The organism is Pseudoflavonifractor sp. An44 (genome assembly GCF_002161675.1).
Classification (GTDB): domain Bacteria; phylum Bacillota; class Clostridia; order Oscillospirales; family Oscillospiraceae; genus Enterenecus; species Enterenecus faecium.
Map to the genome: position 1 here is coordinate 142,624 of NZ_NFIH01000001.1, position 17,228 is coordinate 159,851.

The following is a 17,228-nucleotide window of genomic DNA, read 5'->3' on the forward strand; positions in this document are numbered from 1 at the left end:
ATTCAAGCGGCGGTTTCGACTTCCAAAGCCATCGCTTCTTTCTCAATCAAAGCCTTTACGACTTCTTCCTGCGTTCGCTTTGCGCTTTCCGACGGTAGCGCATTGACAATGAATGTCGTGCCGCCGATTTTCTCGACAAAGCAGGTTTCCTTTTCTTTCACGGTCATCACCTCCCTTCATAGAAAAACGGGACACCCGTTCCCGAATGTCCCGTCAAAGACCGATATTTAAGTGTTGATGAAGTTATAAAGTCGGCAATACAGTCGAAGGAGTTATCTTTCCAAACCGTCTTTGCCTTTTCTGCGGCGTTCAGATCGGGCGGCGTTCCTGTCCTCCCGTTCCTTTCGCTCCTGCGCTTCCTTTGCTCCAAACAGTTCCTTTACCTTGTCTACAAACGCCTTGACAAGCTGCGGGAAATGCTCCATTGCCTCCAAAAACGGACGGCATTTTTCTTTCAGTTCCTCATACCTCGCCTGCATTCGTTCCAAAGAACTTGAAGCGTTGAAGTATCTCTGTCGATAGTAGGAAACGCTGTCGTTCAGTTGTCGGATTTCTCCTCGGCTCGTTATGCCCTCCTTTGCAAGAGCCGTGAGCTTCTGATAATCTTCTTTTGTCACAGCCACCTTTCCTGTTATGGTTTTCTGTCCCATTTCCTCGATTTCATTTACCGTCTTAAAGACTTCGTGGGCAGGCTCGTATTTCGTTTGTTCGGCTTCTATGCGCCGCTGAATGTCGGCAAGCCGTTCCTTGTCTTTCTCAATCTGGAAGTCCAGACCTTCCAAATGCTCCGCCGTACTTCCCAATTCGCCACGCTCAAAGCCCGTAAAGCCCGCCGCCGTCATATGCTCAAAAAGCTGGTCTTGCAGGACGGAATAGGACTTGCGGAACACAGGCTTTCCGTATTTGTTCACTTCCTGCTTTCCGTTTTCATCGAGGACAGGGACGTTGTTCTTCCACTTTTTGGAGTGGGAGACTTGATTGATGACCTCCTTGACCGTACCCCTCAACGCCTCGTCCTTACATCGTTTCGACCAGCGTATCTCTTTTCGGACGGTGGGTATCGCCACGATATGGAGGTGGTAATGGTAGACGGGTTTCCCCATCTGCTCCGATACCGCCTTGTTGATTTCATCGGCGTGCATGACCGCCGAGACGATATTTTCCTCGCCGTAAATCCCGCAGGCGAAACGGTAGGCTTCTTCATAGAACGACCTGGCATACTCATAGCCGCCCCGTTCCTCAAAGTACCTTGTGTTCACGTCAACGACCAGTTCATTGAAGATTGTCGCTCCTTCTTTCTGTCCTCTGGTGGAGATTTTGCCCTCGTCGATGAGCTTCTGAAAAAGCTCGTTGTAGGTCAGACCGCCCGTGTCCTTGAAGTGGACATTGAGGGGCGAACGCTCCAAATCTACATTGATATTTCCGTAACTTTCGTTCTTGCGCTCGTTGTGCCTTTCGACTTTCTGCGCTCCCGAAGCGGTGATTTTATCCACCCGGACAACGCTGAAATTTCCTTCCGCCAATCACATCACCTCCAGTTCTGCAGAAAGGGCGGGGGAACGGTTACGCAACTTTTTCAAAGTGCGTAACCCACTATGACACTTTCAGCAAGCTGAAAGATGTCGTGGGCGAGGCGTTCCCCCTCGACTCCCTTTACGGCTCGCTCAAAAAGGCAGTCCGTCATTGTCTGCGACAGCCTGCCTTTTATCGTTCGCTTCGTCAACCTCTCGCAAAGACCAGTACCAAGAAAATCCGTCCTTCACAGAATGAACGCCGATTTTCTTTTTGGCCTTTTTGTAGGTTGACTTCTTGAAGCCTGCGGCTTCAAGTTTTGCTTCGCATTCAACAGCGGAACGGTAGCCGTCCGAGAGAAGCTCACGGATAAATTCCGCCGCCGCTTCTTCACGCTCGTTCGGTCTGCCAATTCTCGGAGCGATTTCCTTGAAAGCGTCCTCCGCCGTCAGCTCCACCTCGTCCAAAAAGTTTACGCCTTTGTCGGCAACCTCAAAGAGAATTGCCGAGCCGGTCGGCGCAAGGTTTGATTTTACCTGCACAAGATAACGCTCTGCGGGATTGGATTTGTTCGCCGTCCTCGTAACGGCAAGAATACTTCTCGCCGCCCCCGCAATATCCACCGAACCGTTGGTGCGGTATAGCGGGCTTGTATCTTTCATCTTGTTCATGTGGGCGATAATAACGATAGCACAGCCCGTGTCCCTCGCCACCGTAATCAAGTGGTTAAACTCGGCTCTCGTTTCGTTGGCGTTGTTCAGAGAACACTCGCCGCCGATATACGAACTCATAGGGTCAAGTATCAGCAGCTTTGCGCCGTACTGTTCCACAGCCTTGCGAATACGACTATCGCCAAAGGTCAGATTTTTCTTTTCCTCTCGGATAAAGATGAGCCTTTCACCGTCGCCCCCTGCGGCGTTGAACCTCGGCACAACGGTATCGTCCGCATCGTCCTCCGTAGTCTGATAGATGACGGTCAGCGGCTCGGTCTGTTCTTCATCGGAAAAGGGCAGATCTTCGCCTTTGGAAAGTAAAGCGGCAAGAGAAAGCATTAACTTACTCTTGCCGTCGCCGGGATCGCCTTGCAGAAGCGTGACTTTCCCGAATGGGATATACGGATACCATAGCCATTTGACCTCTTTCGGCGTGACCTCGCTTGCCTTGATGATTTCAAGCTCCACGCCTTCGCTTGTTTGATTGTCAGTCACTTTGATTTTCTCCTTTTCGTTTTGATAGATAGTTCGGGCATTCGATAACCGTCACCCGAAAACTCTGCTTGCAGTCGTGTTGACACCTCCTGCAAAGCTCGTTGTAGGTGATACGGTTTCGCTCATTGAGAAACAGCGCCCATTCCTGTTTCCGTTTTTTGCTCATTCTCGGCACACAGACACCACCTCCTTTCCGTTTCTGCCAGAGAATAAGAACCTGTCAAGGGTCTTTGACCGCTTTGCGGCTTACGCCCTTGACAGAACCTTGTTTCGGGTGTGTTTTACACCCGAAATAGAACAAGCCCTTGCTTTCTGTAAATTCTCGGGGCGATTTTCGAGCTTTTTTCGCTCTGTAATCGCCTTTGAAAGCAAGGGCTATGTATTCTTATTCAGTCGTAGCCATACGCCATAATGGAGCGTTTGGGGGAGAAAAAGACCGTTGACTTTTTCACCGGGGAGCCGATGTGTCAACGGTCTGTCTTTCGGTATTCAGTTGTTGCGTTCAGTTCGGCAAGCGGGAATATGATTATCCCCTTGAAACAAAATGTTTCGTTGGTTCGTTTAGATGATAGATTTCTTCTTTCAAAAACGCAGGATATATCGTTACTTTTTGGAGTTCTTCAATAGGCATCCAACCAAGAATCACATTGCAATTATCTTTCTGTGAAACAAACTCGTTGCATTCGGGAATATCCAATTCATCACAAAGATTGATCTGATAATAAAAAGCAATTGTGTGAGCTTGCTTGCCATTCCATTCCCAAAAAGATTCTTCGCTCCACAAAAGACGAACGCATCGTATTCCAACCCCCAATTCTTCCATTGTTTCACGAATTAAACCATCCTCCAGTGTCTCACCTACTTTTATATGACCACCCGGCAAAGCATATTCATTTCCGTCTATTTCTCTCTGCACTAAAATCGTATTATTCCGAATCAGAACTCCGGCGGCTCTAAGACCACACACATATCCATCACTGGTAAATAACCAATCTTTATTCATAAAACCTCCAAATCCCAGTTTATCGTTCATTGTTATCCGGTGGCATATCACGCAACGCTGAAATTTGATCCCTCCGCCCGTAGATCACCGCCGTGACCCATACGGTTTTCTTTTCCTCATCAACAAGATAGTAAACGAGAAAGTTTTTAACGGGCATTCTGCGGATTCCCTTCGTGTGCCACGGTTCTTCCTCAGTAAGAGGATATCTTGACGGCATAGAATCCAGCTTTTGAATTTCACTTTGCAGCGTATCCGCCCACTTCCGTGCGATTTCCGGTTCCAAGAGAATTTTGGAAATATACTGTACCGTTTCCTCGATTTGCCCAAAAGCCTGCGGAGTCAACTTCACTTCATACCGCATACTCAAATGCCCTCACGGATTTTGGCAAAGGCTTCGTCTACGGACAGTCCCTCGCCGGATTTCGCTTGATTGTAGCCTTTTTCCATCATGGCATTAAACTGCTCATCGGTCAAGCTGTCTCTTGTTGGCAGTTTGGGGACGGTAAGAGAATACGGAACGCCGCCCGTCATAATAATTTGTCTGTATAAGGTATCGATCAGAACCGAAACAGGCAAGCCGATTCTGTCCAAAACCGCCTCCGCCTGCCGTTTGATTTCCGGCTGAACACGAGCCGTTACATTTGCGCTTTTTGTTGCCATCATAAGCACCTGCCTTTCTGTTTCTGATTATACCATATTGTATGGCGAATTGCAATACATTATTCAGAAGTTCATTAAAAATTCGCAGATGTGTTTTCGCAGGGCATTCCTTCACACGCAAAAATGAAGCGTTTGGGGAAGAAAAAAGCGTCCAAGTTTTCGCTTGGACGCCATCTCGCTTTTATATGACTATAATTATTTATTTGCCCTTATCGCAAAAGGGTTTGTACTGTAAATTCAAAGTTGCCTACATCAAATTTGTCTCCCTGCTTATGACTCGCCTGCCTCGCCAACCGCCTTACCTCGATAAAATCCTTTGTTACCGTCGCTAAATACTGCTTTTCGTTTTCCTCCACAAGATAAAACCATTTGTCGGTGTTTTGCAGCGACTGAATAAATTCCATCATATTGGCAAACGGCGTGGTCAACCACAAAAATACCCCTATTTTCTTTTCTTTCTTCGTCATTATTTGCTTGTGCATGAGCATATAGATTTCGGCTTTCGGAAACCTTTTTCTGACTACTTCGTCCCGTAGCTTATCCCATTTGAACCATCGGTTTTTGCCCGTCGCGTTCAGGCTTTTGTAATCATCCAAATTGATAGGTTCTCGGATAACGGACATATCCAGTTTGTTTCCGTCATCCAGAAGATAGTCAATACTCACGGAAAGCGCCTGTGAAATCAGTTTGAGATTTTCCACATCGGGTATGCCTTTATCGCTTTCCCATTTTGTGATTGCCTGTCTTGACACGGACAAGATATCTGCTAATTGCTCCTGTGTCATTTTTTCCGCTTTGCGGGCTTCTTTTAATTTTTCGCCAAATGTCATAGCGTATACCTCCAATTTGTTTTTCGGTTTCCCGTCGTTTTCATTGTAGTAGCAGACTATGTGGCATTCAAGAAATGTCCTGTGGCTACGATGCAACGCTCTGTGGCATTATCATTTGTCGGGTAATCCTGTATAGTATGATGCTATGAATAAAGCAATATAAATTCGCGTTTATCGAACGGTTGCACACTCAACGCCAATCATTATAGCACTCAAATGTGAAGAAATCTACCGCAAACAGCTATTTTCTCGGCAAGAACACTTCCTTCGACTATACTGCCGACTTTATGACTTCTTGAACACCTGCTGAAAAGGAAAAGCCGCCATCGGTTGACAGCGGCATTTCCCTATGTGGTCGAGCGTCAGTTGTAAATCAAGTCGTTGTAAACGACCTCTGCGGCTCGGTTGCGGATGTTGTTCATAGCCTGCACCCAAGCCATTTGGTCTTTCGCTTTGAGGGTTTCGGTCACGCCTTCTTTTTCGGCAAGTTCCTTTACCAGCCGAGAAAACATTGCTTCGGCGCTCTCGTCCAACTCGGCAAGATAATCGTTCAGCCTGCCGCTTGTCAGAAGCTCGGAATAGAGGATTTTCTTGTGTTCTCGGATATACCGTAACCGTCTTTGCCCCCAAATGCCGATGGGCTTTCCCTCCGGCTCGTCCTCGCCTGCGATAAGGTAGTAGTCCCCGACAAGCTCGTACTTCAAGCCAGTTTTCTCGTCCGTGATGAATTTTTCCATTGTGTTTGCCTCCTTGATTTAAGCTAAATTTCCGGCTTCACGCTCGGATTTTTTTTACGGTGGTAGTATTCAAGTTGCCTGCGCCTGCGGTTCTCTGCCTTGCATTCTTCGGAGCATAGTACCTCTTGTCCATTTACAGGCCAAAATGGTTTGCCGCAGAGTATGCAGTTCTTTTGGCGGAAGGTGTGATCGCCTTTTTCGGCATAGCGTTTTCTTTGCTTTTCCGCCTGTTGATACGCCGTAGTACACTCCTTCGTGCAAAAGCGTTGTTTGTTCCCGTTAGGCCAAAATTCCTTGCCGCAATACTCGCAAACACGCTTCGGGAATTTGTGTCCCTCGTTCGCAGACCAACGCTCTGCTTTCGCTTTCGCTCGAAAAGCGGCGCTGCGTTCTTTTTGTCGTTCCCGCTTGCGGAGTTGCGCTTCCGCAGTTTTTCGCTCGGCGTTCGCTTTTGCCTGTGCGATTTCTTCTGCGGTGAGTGGTAAATCAAACTCGCCAATGAAGTTATAGTAGATGTCTACCTGCTGCTGTCTGTTCGGCTTTTTGCCCTCCGCTTCGTGAACGACGATTTTATCAATCAGTTCGCAAGCCATTTCTCTTGTCAGTTCGGTCGGCTCTTTGTATTTCTTGATGAGCTTGATAAAACGCTCCGTCTGTATAGGCGATACCGCCGTTTCAGAAAGTCCTTTTTCAAGTGAAGCCGCCTTGCTTTCAAGTTCCGTCTGCTCCGCAGAATACTTCTGCATAAGCGATTTATACTGCTTTTCGGGAAGCAAATCAGAGATATAGTTTTCGTACAACCCTCCAATCAGTCGGTCAAGTTCGTCAAGCCTGCGCTTCACCGTGAGTAGTTCTTCCTGCTCCTTTTTCGGCTTGTCGTCGGCTTTCGCCTGCCAACGCTTACGCAGTTCCTCGGCAAAAGCCTGCTCGTCTGCAATCACTCGGTTCGATATTCGCTGAATGGAGCGCAGAACAATCTGATGAAGCGTCTTTTCGCTGATATAGTGAACGGTGCAGCTTGAAGTATCGGTTGAATATTTGCCGCAACGGAAGCTGTGATAAACTTCTCCGCTTTTGTAGTAATGCGCTTCATACGCCATTCGACTGCCGCAGTCAGCGCAGAACACAAGCCCCGGCAAAAGGCAATCCGTCTGATGAGTGCCGTCTTTCAGTCGGCGCATAGTGTGTTTCAGACCTTTCTGCGCCTTGTCCCAAAGCTCTCCGTCAATGATAGGCTCGTGCGTGTTTTCAAACACAAGTCTTTCCTCGTCGGTTGCGAAACGGCGGGCGTCGGTCTTGAAATTGACGCCTATGGTTTTTCTCAGCACGGTATGACCGAGATATTCCTGCCTGTTCAGTATCTCTCGCACGGTGTTCGCATTCCACTTCGTGTTGCCGATTTCCGCTTTCCTGTTGCATTGTTCGGGGTGGTATTGAAGCGTATAAGCGGACGGTATCAAGACCTTTTCTTCGGTCAGTTGTCGTGCGATAGCAGGAGGGGAAACGCTCTGCGCCGCAAGTTCAAAGATGTGCTTTATCACTTTGGACGCAACAGGGTCTACCACCAATGTCTGCTTGTCTCCGGGCAGTCGATTATAGCCGTATGGAATACTGCCCGAACAACGCTTTCCGTCGTTCATACGGGATAGGAAAATGGACTTGATTTTGTTGCTTGTGTCTTTGGCATACCACTCGTTCATAATGTTAAGGAACGGCGTGAAATCATTGTCCTGCGGGTTTTCGCTGTCAACGCTGTTGTTCACGGCGATGAAGCGCACGCCTTTTTGCGGGAAAAGGATTTCCGTATAAAAGCCTACTTGCAGATAGTTTCTTCCGAAACGGCTCATATCCTTGACGATGACCGTTCCGATTTTCCCCGCCTGAATGTCGGCAAGCATTGCCTGAAATCCGGGACGGCTGAAATTGCGACCTGTGAAGCCATCGTCCGTGAAATGCTGAATATTCGTAAAGCCGCTTTTATGTGCGTAGTCTTGCAGATACTTTTTTTGATTGAGTATGCTGTTCGACTCGCCCTGCTGTTCATCGTCTTTTGAAAGTCTTTCGTAGAGAGCAGTAATCCTGTTCAAGTCTCGGATTTTAGGCATTTTCCGACCTCCTTTCTATCGTATATTATTGCCGTATCCCTGCGGTATGAACCGCTTGCAAGAATTAGAGTAATACTTTTTTTCCGTTCGGGTCCAATACCACAAAGCTGGTATTACAGTTCATGATATTGTCCTTGGCAAAAAACCTGGTTTTACCCGCTCCGGAGCCGCCACAGCACAGAATATTGAGATTTCTTCTGTGTTTTCTTCCATCCAAGCCGATGGCCACATGCTGGGTCAGAATCTTGTTTTCCGTCTTGACCTTATCTGCATATTTGCTGTTGATGGCTTTGGGATTTCCCCACCGAGCGGAGCCGTGCTCCTCCCGTCTGCGGTAATTCCGCTCGCTGGATAGAAATACCCCTAATGCCACCCCGTATAACGTCAGAAAAGCGAGGACAGCTTTTCCGCTGTCCTCGCATAATGTCACCTGAAACGGATGCTGAAATGCCTCCCCTGCGTGGGTCACCAGCCCTGGCAGGCCGTCTCTGAGATAGGGGGCCAGAAGCAGCGCCTCCCAGATCACCACAATCAATCCACAGAGATAGAGCGCCAAATAGGGCTTGGAAAGCTTATCTTGTCTCACGGCCCGGCCATCTCCTCCCCTTCTTTGTGGGGGCGTCAATGACCTTCAGGATCACATGGTCCACATCCTCTGTAGGTTTCCCATCCTGAATCAAGTCGTTGCGGAACTCGTTCATCCCCCGCACCAGGACCCGCTGTTCAAAATCGGTAAGCGTCAAAATCTTCTCGTCCATCCGATCACTGCCCCCTCCCTTTTGGAACCTTCGGCTTCTTGGCAGGCGCGTTGTGCCCGGCATATTGCCGTCTACTCTGATCCCGGCTCTTCGCCGCCGCAGCCTTTGCCTGTTCTGCCCGGATATTCCGCAGGTCCTGCCTCACAGACGGACGGGGAGACCGCTCCACATCAGAGATACCCCCTGCGGTGCTCTCTCTGGGCTTTGAGGTAAGCTCGGACGGACGGGACAGTCCCGTCCGCCCCTCGGTGGGGTTTCCCTGCTGTTCCTCCTTACGGTGATCAGACTTCTCTTTCTGGGAAGCCGCCCCACCGGCTTTCTCATCTCCACTTCGCTCTGCCGTGGGCCGTTCCACCGCCCGCTCGATTTCACTTTTGATGGTCCCCATATCCACGGTGGCCAGATGAAACCGCTCATAGATGCGGTTGATCTTTGAGGCGTCCTCTGCCCGTATCATCACATCCGTGACCCCGTCTTTTGCGTGTTTGTTTTTCAGCACACAGTAGAGGGCCCCGTATGCCTTTGCCTCCTGACAAAAGAGTTTCAGGTCCTGATCCTTCACAGCAAAGACCTTCAGTTCTTTTCCCGAGCGCAGCATATTTGCCAAGCGGGTCTTTCCCTTGGTCTTCTTCTGATCCCTCAGGATTGCATAGAGCAGCACAGCCAGCTCTTTGGCCGCTGCGCCCGTAATTCTTGCGGCAACTTCAACGCCGTTGAGTGACATCCTCACGACTTGATCCACTGCTTCTCCAGATGTGTTCATTCTGTACATTCTCCTTTTCGTTGATTTGGGCATCCAAATGCTCCAGGTTTGCAGACACCTGACTGGAGCGCTGCGCTATGTCATCACATAATTTCACCTCCCTTCGTGTGGTTTTGATTTGACCGGAGATCTGGGCAATCTGAGCCTTCAAGGCTGAAACTTCTGAATCACTTCCCGCTCGAACGGCGGATTTCAAACTGTTGCGCAGTTTGCTCCGCTCCTCTGCCAGGCTTTTCATCCTCTCCTTTAGGGACCTCCGGAACTCTTTCAGCTCTATTTCTGTATCAATTCCCTCCCGGGCCAGGAGTCGAGTCTGGGCAATATAGCGCTCCATCTTGGACACATCCTCACGCAGCAAAAAAGACACCCGTTTGACGGATGCCGGATGCTTGACAATGATGTGCAGTTCATAGCAGTAGCGAAAGTACAGCGCCCGCAGTCCCTTGCATTTCATCATGGGATGAGCCCGCATCTCCTTGCGCAGCCGCTCAGCCGCCTCCTGTTCTGCCTCCGGGAAGGGGACCTGTCTTCTCGAATTCTGATAAATCCGATCCATCACCTCGTCCAATGTGTAGCCCTCCCCCAGGCGGTGGAAGCGGAAGAACCCTTTGGCGCCCGGCGGCTTCAGCGCCGGGTATTTCAGCCGCTCCCCGGTAGACGTCCGGGTCTTGAACACGTACCCCATGGCCTGCATGGTCTGGATAAATCCCCGTTCCGTGGTGGCCGATGCAATGGCCCGGTCAATGTCCGCCCGAATGCTCCCTCTCCGGGTGGGAAGCCCGTTTTTCTCCGCCCGCCACTCTCCATAGTGCTTGGACCTGGCTCCGGCCTGGTCAATCACCGAGAGTTTTGCCTCCCGGCACAGCCGGTCGGACACCTCCCGCATACGCCGGTAGTCCTCTCTGGAGTTATAGAATTTGCGGCCATCCATGTAGGAGACAGAGTTGATGACAAAGTGGTTGTGATAGTGGTTGGTGTTGCAGTGGGTGGCCACTACCACCTCAAATCGATCTCCCCACAATTCCTTTGCCAAGGCCACTCCGATTTGATGGGCCTGCTCTGCGGTGACCTCTCCCTCCCGGAAAGACTGATACCCGTGATAGCAGACCCGCCCATCCTCCTTGCCCCAAAACCGCTTGGTCTGCATGAACTTCTCAGCGGCTGTCTCCTCCGTACATCCAATCCCGCTGACATAGCTCCGCTTCTCTGTCTTGACTTCATCCATGGTGTACTCCATCACGTCACGGATGGCATGGAGCGCCGTCATATCCGGCAGAAAGGCCTCACTGGTCTTTTCCGGATTTCGCACATAGGTGATGACCTGGTCAAACCGCCCTTTGATGGGCCAAATGGAGGTGACTGCCACGGTCAATCCTCTCTGGCATACGCTTGGGCAATCATGCGCTCCACCCTATGAAGCTCCTCCATGGTCCTGCTCACGCCGGTCTGGTCCGGCAGGCCTCTGGACTTCAGAAGCTGATCGAGGCTGAGTTCAATCTGGCGCAGTTCCCGAATGAGGACAGGGATATCTGCAGAAGGAGCCTGACGCACCTCCGAGTCATTGAGGACACGGCGGCAATACCCTTCCCGGGAAAGCCCGGACTTGCGCACCTTCTTGGTGAGGGTCTCCAGCTCACTGCGGGTGAAGTAGATCTCAATGCGGCAATTTCGTTTTCTCATGATGCGAGCTTCCTTTCTTACACTGGGGTCTTAGGGGCTGAGCCCCTGAAAATTCTGAATTGCGCAAGCCAATTCGTTGCTTGCGGAGCCAGTGCCGCGCATGGCGGCACGGCTCATGGGCACTTCCGTTATCTCTCCCGCTCCTTCCGGTCCGGCACATACGGGATGGCAAGGATCTCTCCGTTGAGGCTGGCAAACCGCTCCGGGAACCGGAACATGTCCAGGTATTCCTGCGTCTGCCTGGGCGACAGGCTCCCGAAGTTTTCCCCGCTGCAGTCGCAGATCAAGAAGGGGCCGGCAATGATATCCACCAGCTCCCGTCCGCCCTGCTCGTCCTCTCTCTGGACATACACAGCCCGGTTGAGAGGCATGCCGTTGAGCTTTCCCTCTTCATTGCAGACGATGCACACCTGTTCCTCGAAGGGGTAACAGGCCTCGATGTAGCCGCCCACCACCTTCTGCAGGCCCTCCAGGCTGCCGTCAATTTCTGCAGCTCGTGCCATCTTGCCAGGCTCCAGCAGCACCACGTGGAGGGTCTTTTCATGTTCTGTGGTCAGCTCCGGACGGAACTCCACAGGCTGAAACCCGACACAGTCGCAGAAATAGAACCCGGGTGTCATCCCAGCTCCCTCCACAACCTCCACCACGTCCGACACAGAAAGAGAGTGTCCCTTGAAATTCAGGGGACACTCCGTGTTGAACACGCGGTAGACATCTTCCAGGGATGCCGCTTCCACGTTCCCCTGGTATACCCTGTCATAGATTCTGCTGTTGATGTCCGGAGTGCCCTGGAGATCCGCAAGGCTGTCCAGGCCCAGAAATTTGATCCGGTCTGTATCCCGAGTGTAGTTAATCTGATAGATCTTGATATTCATCATCGCTGAAGTGTCCCCTTTCCTTTTATCAGCCCCACACGCAGCATCAGCATCTCGTTGACATCTTTGCCCCGTGCAGGTGGTTCATCGTATATCTCGTATTGATCCTGCAGTCCCTCCATGATTCCTTTCACAGCACCGCGTCCCACCTGGTCATTGTCCAGATGCAGATGCAGGCTCCGGATGTTGGGATGGTCTTTCAAAAACTGTTCCAGCGCCACAGGCACTACCTTCTCCCGTTTGGTGACAAACACCCCGGCCAGTGACAGCAGGGCATCCTCCTGCCAGGGTCTTCCCTTCAGCAGCTCCAGGGTGGCGTGGCTCATGGCATCAATGGCCGACTCAAACACATGCACCCGAGTGCTGTCCGGGCACTCTGCCAGGGAAAAAGAGAATCGTTTGTCACTGCCTGTGGCCTCGCCCTTATAGGCTCCTGACGTGCCCCGTATTGCGGCGTAGCGCGGGACTCCGGAGCGGTCTCTGCCCACGAAAACCGCGCTGTGATAGGGCTTGGATTCATACAGGGAACCGTTCTCCAGACAGTGGCGGATGACCACAGAATGGATGCCGCGCCCCTTCAAATACCGCTGGACGCAGAGGCTGGTCTCATTGGCCGGAGGCAGCAGCAGTTTCCGCTCCTGCTTCTGTTGGGCACACACCGGAGCTGGGTCATTTCTGGCCCGCTGGCCCTGAACCGCCTCCATGGCCTGGATAAAGGTATAGCCCTGGACCTTGATCAGGTAATCCAGCGCCGTTTTTCCTCCCACCCCTCGGGAGAACCAGTGCCATTTCCCGTTGCTGATTTTCAGGCTGTCATGTTCCCGGGTGCAATAGGTGCCCCCAGAGAGGCGCACCAGCTGATGCGGCTCACAGCTTTGCAGATAGGACAGCAGATCCACCTCTCTGGCCCGGGCAATCTCTTCTGCCGTGAAGTATGCCATGCCCTCACGCCCCTTTCCCGCTCAGGGCGAGGCGCTGGCACAGCGTTTGTATTTTCATTTGAATTCCTCCCCATCATGTGCGACAGCCGCCTAACGCAGGCAGGCGGCTGTCTGGATTCATCGCTCTCGTTCCCGGCGCTTCTGCTGGACCTCCAGCACAGAGCCCCGGGCCCTTTCATACTCCTTGTCCGTAATCAGCCCCGCCTTCCAGTCCATGAAACTGGCCGCCGCCTGGGCATCCCGAATGGCTTTCACCAGCGTCTCCGGCTTCTCCCGGATGGACTGCACCCAGGCCTGCACATAGGCCTTGTGGTTGTCGATGTGCGCCGGTGTGGCCTCCGCTGTGAGGTTCACCCCCACAAAGCAGGAACACATCTCCGCCACCAGCTCCTCATAGGCATATGCGGCGCTGCCAAAGCCCCCGCCCTGCTCCCGGCCCAGACGGCTGGGGTGGCCGGTGGCATGGGCCAGCTCGTGGAGCGCAGTGGCGTTGAAGGCGTACGCACTGAGGAAGGACTCCGGCGCAGGCAGGTGGATCTGATCGTGAGCGGGAGAGTAGTAGGCCCGGTCTCCCCCATCCGTGAAAACCGGCACTCCCATTCCTCGACTCAGCTTTCCAATCAGTTCATCCGCCGAAATATCTCCCGCCTCAGGGCGTTCCCACGGGGGCATTCCCTCCACATCCCTGGCGTTGAACACTGGAGTATACCGGGTGGAGAGCCGGAACTCTGTGTCCTTTCTTCCATGGCTCAGCTCGTCCCGGTACTGCTCCCAGGTCAGAGCCTTCCGATTCTTTGTATCATAGGGATACCAGTACTCCACATAGGTGGCTTTGCTCCCCTTTTTCAGGTGCCACTTCTCCTTGGGGTGGTACTTCCCGCCCTGGTCCATGATCTGCACCATGGTCACCCAGCGGGGATCGTCATACCCTTTGACCATGGAAATCAGGGACAGCCAGAAGGCGTTGGTGCCCCGGTAGCAGGCTCGGGTGACACCGTTGTGGGGGGCCTCTCCGCCCCGGCCGCTCCACTCCTTTTTCCACTCCAGGCCGTGTTCCTCCAGCACGTGGGCAAAGGCCTCGGCCAGCTGGGCCCGGTACTCATCCTTGTTCATTGGTCTGGCCATGGTTTCCAGCCTCCCATTCCTCTGCCGTCAGGGTGTCTTCATCCACAAACACCAGTTCCTTTTTCACTGCTTGTCCTCCTCTGCCATTCGAATGACGATATCCAGATCCACCTTGGCCGGAAACAGGGACGCAAACAACAGCCCCGTCCGGGCATTGGACACCCCTGTCACCAGGCCGTTGAGCCTGCACACCGTTTGGTTGATTTCCTTCTGACTGTCCGCATAGTAGTAGCCGGAGTCATCACTGCAGATGGGGTGTCCCTGCTGGCGCAGAACACTGATTTTCCGGCGTAAGCCTCTTCCATCCACAGAAAAAAGCCGTTCCAGTTCTCGGCTGGATACGGCTCGTTCTTTTCCCGTATGATATTCCCTCAGATAGGCGCAGATGGCGGCTCGTTTCCCCGGGCCTTCCAACCCTTTGGCTTCACAGATGGGACACACCATGCGCCCCTCCGGCACATAGCGCCCACAGCATACACAGTTATCGCTCATGCCCACACCTCCTGTGTGTCTTTGTGGTTTCCGGCAACTGAAATCCGTAGATTCTGGCAATGTCATCCCCCAGCCTGCAGGTGACCCGTTCCAGGTCATCCCGGTTCATGGTATGGCCCATAATCGTTTCCAGAAATACTTCCCGGGCCTCATCGCTGATCCCGGGGCGGAACTTGCGGTACAAGTAGTGGTTGTGCCCGTCGTGGTGGTACCCATCCATGCGGAAGTCCCCTTGGCGGTCCACATACCAGGTGACCCCGTCCAGCTCACTATACAGGCAGTCCCGAAGATTCCCGCTTGGAATCTCCCGGTAGCCCGTGTGCCGCCCATCCCACAATCCCAGATCTGCAATCAGAAGGATGGGCGCCCCCACATTCACATCCAGATTCATGCGCTCATCCCCCAGGTATTGGTCGTTGAGCTCGCTCATCATTTCATACAGCTTGTCCTCCGGTACGGGGCCGCAGTCTGCAAAGGCATCTTTCCACTTCTCCCAGTCCAGCTCCTCATTGGACCAGATGACAAATACGGGTTCCATTCTCATCCTTCCTCCCTCCATTTCTTTTGACTGCGCCCCAGTATACGGCCTTCCATCGCTTCCATTCCGGCCTCGCTCTGCCAGCTCACAGATGTAATTTTCCATTTGTTATCTCCCTTCTTTTTCTCTGCTCAGCGGCAATGGTTAACATCAGCACCACCGCCGTGCAGGCGCTCAGTCCAAACGCCACAACTTGCAGCCTGGATTCCAGAACAATCTCTGGTTGGGAGGTCTCTGCCGGTGTCTCCTGGACGTCTGGTTTGTCCCCAGCAGGCTCCCGGACAGAAGGCTCCTCCTCCACCCTCTGGCAGTACACCAGGTACCGATAGGTGCCCACAATATAGGGGTGACAGGTGAGCAAGGTCACCATGTCCTGGCCCGGCTCAACGGCCACAGCCTCCACTTCGTCGGGCCAGATGATGGAGATTCCCGTCACCTGATAGGTCAGGGTCTCCCAGAGGTTTGTGAGGTACACCAAGTCCCCCTCCTGAAGCAGCTCCACATCCCGGAACATGGCCTTGCCATTCCAGCCCCGGTGGGCGGCAATGACACAGTTGGTGGAGTTTCCCCCGATGGGCATGCTGGTCTGACCCAGCACCGCCGCCCCGTCGCTCATGTGCGCTCTGGAGGCGCCCAGGTAGAGGGGTAAAATGACATCCATGGCGGGGATTTCTACATAGCCTACTGCATCATCAGCCCTCATTCCGTAGTCCTCCAGGTTCAGCCCCGGCGCTTCATAGCTGTCCACGCTGTCCAGGCCGGACTGGTCCTGGGCCAGCTGGAGATTGTACTTCTCCATGACTTCTCTCAGGTCTTGGTGAATACCCGGGTCTTTCTGTTTCTGCTCCACCACGGCAATCTCCTCTTTCACCCCCTGCTCATACACCATGGGGGCAGCGATGGGCTGGCACAGAATCACCATCAGCGCCAAATCCACCGCCAGGGCCAGCCCCAGCAGCCATCTAGCCATGCCGCAACTGCTTCTGGGGACAGTTTGTTTTGTAATTCATTTCATTCACTCCTTTTCTGTTGCAAAGAAAACGCAGGAAATCTCGAAAGATTCCCTGCGTTCGGCATAATTATAAAATTATATTCATTTATCCAATGATTTTTCAAATGTGGTGGACTATCTGTCCAGCTTTACCTTTTGTGGTTCATTTGCGATCAGCTCAATATGTCCACATACCGGACACACATAGCATGTCACACCACTGATTCGCTCGCTTTCAAAGATGCCCTTTTTCTTATTCGAAAGATATGCGCCTGTCCGCACAGCATCTGCACAGAATTTCGCTGTAAACATTTCTGCCTTACACCTTAGACACTCCATACGCACATTGCTCCTTTATTGGAAAATCAGAGTTCATTTCTCACGTTCAAATACCACCGTGCCGCATTCGTAGGGGTGGTCATAAATCATGACATCTTTTCCACCTGTTTTGTACGTCAAAAGTTTCCAGACAATCAGGAAATCTCCACAGCCTGCAAAGAGCATAACTTCAGACAGAAGAAATAGCAGGTCGGACTTCAAAACAACAGAAGCAACAGCCATTCCAAATCCTAGAATGAATGTTGGCATCAATCCCCCAAGAACATATTGCCATCTTTTCAACGGTTCCCCGCAGGTACAGTATGGGGTAAGAGCACTCCAAATCACCCCGAATGCGATCGACCTCAGGTGGTCTTTTGCAAAAAACCCCCACGTGAGCCCGTGTATCACCTCATGTAAAACAATCAGGACAATCAACAGAGGAAGGAAACTCCATCCGATATGAAAGGACAAAATATCTCCCGAAAATTTAGTGCAGAGATATATCACTCCAACAATCACACAGAATGGCAGCATAACCAGAGGCCCCACAACATTGGCGAAAACAACCCCCACAGTCAGGTCCTGCCTACGATAACCTTCTGCACTCATTTTTTGAGAAATCTGTTCCAATCGTGCTTTTCGTTCCTGCTCTTTACGCGTTAGTTTTCGTTCCTGTTTTTGCATGAACC

At 52.0% G+C, this 17,228-nt stretch carries 22 protein-coding genes; all 22 read right to left on the reverse strand.

Features of this window, described 5'->3' with window-relative positions:
* Positions 1-2: 2 nt before the first annotated feature.
* The 22 genes from B5F98_RS12615 to B5F98_RS00600 all read right to left on the reverse strand — a co-directional run bounded on the left by B5F98_RS12615 (position 3) and on the right by B5F98_RS00600 (position 17,223).
* Positions 3-161 carry a hypothetical protein gene (locus tag B5F98_RS12615; RefSeq protein ID WP_275532872.1) on the reverse strand — a complete coding sequence of 53 codons (159 nt, stop codon included), beginning with the start codon at positions 159-161 and terminating at the stop codon, positions 3-5.
* Between the two features lie 111 nt (positions 162-272).
* Positions 273-1,523, reverse strand: a complete 1,251-nt coding sequence (locus tag B5F98_RS00495; protein ID WP_087369165.1) for a plasmid recombination protein — start codon at positions 1,521-1,523, stop codon at positions 273-275.
* A gap of 141 nt (positions 1,524-1,664) precedes the next feature.
* Positions 1,665-2,720, reverse strand: coding sequence for an AAA family ATPase (locus B5F98_RS00500; RefSeq protein ID WP_242961560.1), 1,056 nt, complete (start codon positions 2,718-2,720; stop codon positions 1,665-1,667).
* Complete coding sequence (locus B5F98_RS00505) at positions 2,713-2,895, reverse strand: hypothetical protein (RefSeq protein ID WP_087369167.1); 183 nt, start codon at positions 2,893-2,895, stop codon at positions 2,713-2,715. Before B5F98_RS00505 ends, B5F98_RS00500 begins: the two co-directional genes overlap by 8 nt.
* 351 nt (positions 2,896-3,246) lie before the next feature.
* A complete protein-coding gene (locus B5F98_RS00510) occupies positions 3,247-3,753 on the reverse strand; it encodes an NUDIX domain-containing protein (RefSeq protein ID WP_087369168.1) in 507 nt (168 codons plus the stop codon).
* Positions 3,743-4,084 carry a type II toxin-antitoxin system RelE/ParE family toxin gene (locus tag B5F98_RS00515; protein WP_087369169.1) on the reverse strand — a complete coding sequence of 114 codons (342 nt, stop codon included), beginning with the start codon at positions 4,082-4,084 and terminating at the stop codon, positions 3,743-3,745. Before B5F98_RS00515 ends, B5F98_RS00510 begins: the two co-directional genes overlap by 11 nt.
* A 2-nt stretch (positions 4,085-4,086) precedes the next feature.
* Positions 4,087-4,383, reverse strand: a complete 297-nt coding sequence (locus B5F98_RS00520; protein WP_206418047.1) for a type II toxin-antitoxin system RelB/DinJ family antitoxin — start codon at positions 4,381-4,383, stop codon at positions 4,087-4,089.
* A gap of 209 nt (positions 4,384-4,592) precedes the next feature.
* Positions 4,593-5,213 carry a helix-turn-helix transcriptional regulator gene (locus B5F98_RS00525; protein ID WP_087369171.1) on the reverse strand — a complete coding sequence of 207 codons (621 nt, stop codon included), beginning with the start codon at positions 5,211-5,213 and terminating at the stop codon, positions 4,593-4,595.
* A 362-nt stretch (positions 5,214-5,575) separates the two neighbouring features.
* Complete coding sequence (locus B5F98_RS00530) at positions 5,576-5,950, reverse strand: TnpV protein (protein WP_087369172.1); 375 nt, start codon at positions 5,948-5,950, stop codon at positions 5,576-5,578.
* 23 nt (positions 5,951-5,973) lie between these two features.
* Complete coding sequence (locus B5F98_RS00535; RefSeq protein WP_242961561.1) at positions 5,974-8,055, reverse strand: recombinase family protein; 2,082 nt, start codon at positions 8,053-8,055, stop codon at positions 5,974-5,976.
* A 64-nt stretch (positions 8,056-8,119) separates the two neighbouring features.
* On the reverse strand, positions 8,120-8,641 hold the full coding sequence (locus B5F98_RS00540) for a type IV secretory system conjugative DNA transfer family protein (RefSeq protein ID WP_087369173.1): 522 nt from the start codon (positions 8,639-8,641) through the stop codon (positions 8,120-8,122).
* Positions 8,628-8,813 carry a hypothetical protein gene (locus B5F98_RS00545; RefSeq protein ID WP_242961562.1) on the reverse strand — a complete coding sequence of 62 codons (186 nt, stop codon included), beginning with the start codon at positions 8,811-8,813 and terminating at the stop codon, positions 8,628-8,630. Before B5F98_RS00545 ends, B5F98_RS00540 begins: the two co-directional genes overlap by 14 nt.
* 4 nt (positions 8,814-8,817) lie before the next feature.
* On the reverse strand, positions 8,818-9,576 hold the full coding sequence (locus B5F98_RS00550; protein ID WP_087369175.1) for a PcfB family protein: 759 nt from the start codon (positions 9,574-9,576) through the stop codon (positions 8,818-8,820).
* A complete protein-coding gene (locus tag B5F98_RS00555) occupies positions 9,518-10,942 on the reverse strand; it encodes a relaxase/mobilization nuclease domain-containing protein (protein ID WP_087369247.1) in 1,425 nt (474 codons plus the stop codon). The genes B5F98_RS00550 and B5F98_RS00555 overlap by 59 nt, the downstream gene beginning before the upstream one ends.
* Positions 10,943-10,944: 2 nt before the next feature.
* On the reverse strand, positions 10,945-11,256 hold the full coding sequence (locus B5F98_RS00560) for a hypothetical protein (RefSeq protein ID WP_087369176.1): 312 nt from the start codon (positions 11,254-11,256) through the stop codon (positions 10,945-10,947).
* A gap of 128 nt (positions 11,257-11,384) precedes the next feature.
* A complete protein-coding gene (locus B5F98_RS00565; protein ID WP_087369177.1) occupies positions 11,385-12,134 on the reverse strand; it encodes a DUF3846 domain-containing protein in 750 nt (249 codons plus the stop codon).
* Positions 12,131-13,072 carry a DUF3991 and TOPRIM domain-containing protein gene (locus B5F98_RS00570; protein ID WP_087369178.1) on the reverse strand — a complete coding sequence of 314 codons (942 nt, stop codon included), beginning with the start codon at positions 13,070-13,072 and terminating at the stop codon, positions 12,131-12,133. Before B5F98_RS00570 ends, B5F98_RS00565 begins: the two co-directional genes overlap by 4 nt.
* Positions 13,073-13,189: 117 nt before the next feature.
* Entirely contained in the window at positions 13,190-14,197 is a 1,008-nt protein-coding gene (locus B5F98_RS00575) for a zincin-like metallopeptidase domain-containing protein (protein ID WP_087369179.1), read from the reverse strand.
* A gap of 63 nt (positions 14,198-14,260) precedes the next feature.
* Positions 14,261-14,689 carry a hypothetical protein gene (locus tag B5F98_RS00580; RefSeq protein WP_087369180.1) on the reverse strand — a complete coding sequence of 143 codons (429 nt, stop codon included), beginning with the start codon at positions 14,687-14,689 and terminating at the stop codon, positions 14,261-14,263.
* Positions 14,679-15,233: a hypothetical protein gene (locus tag B5F98_RS00585; protein WP_242961563.1), complete on the reverse strand. Its 555-nt coding sequence runs from the start codon at positions 15,231-15,233 to the stop codon at positions 14,679-14,681. Before B5F98_RS00585 ends, B5F98_RS00580 begins: the two co-directional genes overlap by 11 nt.
* 79 nt (positions 15,234-15,312) lie before the next feature.
* The gene (locus tag B5F98_RS00590; RefSeq protein ID WP_087369182.1) at positions 15,313-16,197 is read right to left on the reverse strand and encodes a class C sortase; all 885 of its coding nucleotides are present in this window, start codon (positions 16,195-16,197) and stop codon (positions 15,313-15,315) included.
* A gap of 393 nt (positions 16,198-16,590) precedes the next feature.
* Complete coding sequence (locus B5F98_RS00600; RefSeq protein ID WP_087369184.1) at positions 16,591-17,223, reverse strand: DUF3267 domain-containing protein; 633 nt, start codon at positions 17,221-17,223, stop codon at positions 16,591-16,593.
* Positions 17,224-17,228 lie beyond the last annotated feature (5 nt).

Excerpts from the sequence above, each read along its gene's own strand:
- B5F98_RS00510 (WP_087369168.1), bottom strand. The coding sequence starts at position 3,753 with ATGAACGATAAACTGGGATTTGGAGGTTTTATGAATAAAGATTGGTTA.
- B5F98_RS00515 (WP_087369169.1), bottom strand. The coding sequence starts at position 4,084 with ATGCGGTATGAAGTGAAGTTGACTCCGCAGGCTTTTGGGCAAATCGAG.
- B5F98_RS00520 (WP_206418047.1), bottom strand. The coding sequence starts at position 4,383 with ATGGCAACAAAAAGCGCAAATGTAACGGCTCGTGTTCAGCCGGAAATC.
- B5F98_RS00525 (WP_087369171.1), bottom strand. The coding sequence starts at position 5,213 with ATGACATTTGGCGAAAAATTAAAAGAAGCCCGCAAAGCGGAAAAAATG.
- B5F98_RS00530 (WP_087369172.1), bottom strand. The coding sequence starts at position 5,950 with ATGGAAAAATTCATCACGGACGAGAAAACTGGCTTGAAGTACGAGCTT.
- B5F98_RS00535 (WP_242961561.1), bottom strand. The coding sequence starts at position 8,055 with ATGCCTAAAATCCGAGACTTGAACAGGATTACTGCTCTCTACGAAAGA.
- B5F98_RS00545 (WP_242961562.1), bottom strand. The coding sequence starts at position 8,813 with ATGGACGAGAAGATTTTGACGCTTACCGATTTTGAACAGCGGGTCCTG.
- B5F98_RS00550 (WP_087369175.1), bottom strand. The coding sequence starts at position 9,576 with ATGAACACATCTGGAGAAGCAGTGGATCAAGTCGTGAGGATGTCACTC.
- B5F98_RS00560 (WP_087369176.1), bottom strand. The coding sequence starts at position 11,256 with ATGAGAAAACGAAATTGCCGCATTGAGATCTACTTCACCCGCAGTGAG.
- B5F98_RS00565 (WP_087369177.1), bottom strand. The coding sequence starts at position 12,134 with ATGATGAATATCAAGATCTATCAGATTAACTACACTCGGGATACAGAC.
- B5F98_RS00570 (WP_087369178.1), bottom strand. The coding sequence starts at position 13,072 with ATGGCATACTTCACGGCAGAAGAGATTGCCCGGGCCAGAGAGGTGGAT.
- B5F98_RS00575 (WP_087369179.1), bottom strand. The coding sequence starts at position 14,197 with ATGGCCAGACCAATGAACAAGGATGAGTACCGGGCCCAGCTGGCCGAG.
- B5F98_RS00580 (WP_087369180.1), bottom strand. The coding sequence starts at position 14,689 with ATGAGCGATAACTGTGTATGCTGTGGGCGCTATGTGCCGGAGGGGCGC.
- B5F98_RS00585 (WP_242961563.1), bottom strand. The coding sequence starts at position 15,233 with ATGAGAATGGAACCCGTATTTGTCATCTGGTCCAATGAGGAGCTGGAC.
- B5F98_RS00590 (WP_087369182.1), bottom strand. The coding sequence starts at position 16,197 with ATGGCTAGATGGCTGCTGGGGCTGGCCCTGGCGGTGGATTTGGCGCTG.
- B5F98_RS00600 (WP_087369184.1), bottom strand. The coding sequence starts at position 17,223 with ATGCAAAAACAGGAACGAAAACTAACGCGTAAAGAGCAGGAACGAAAA.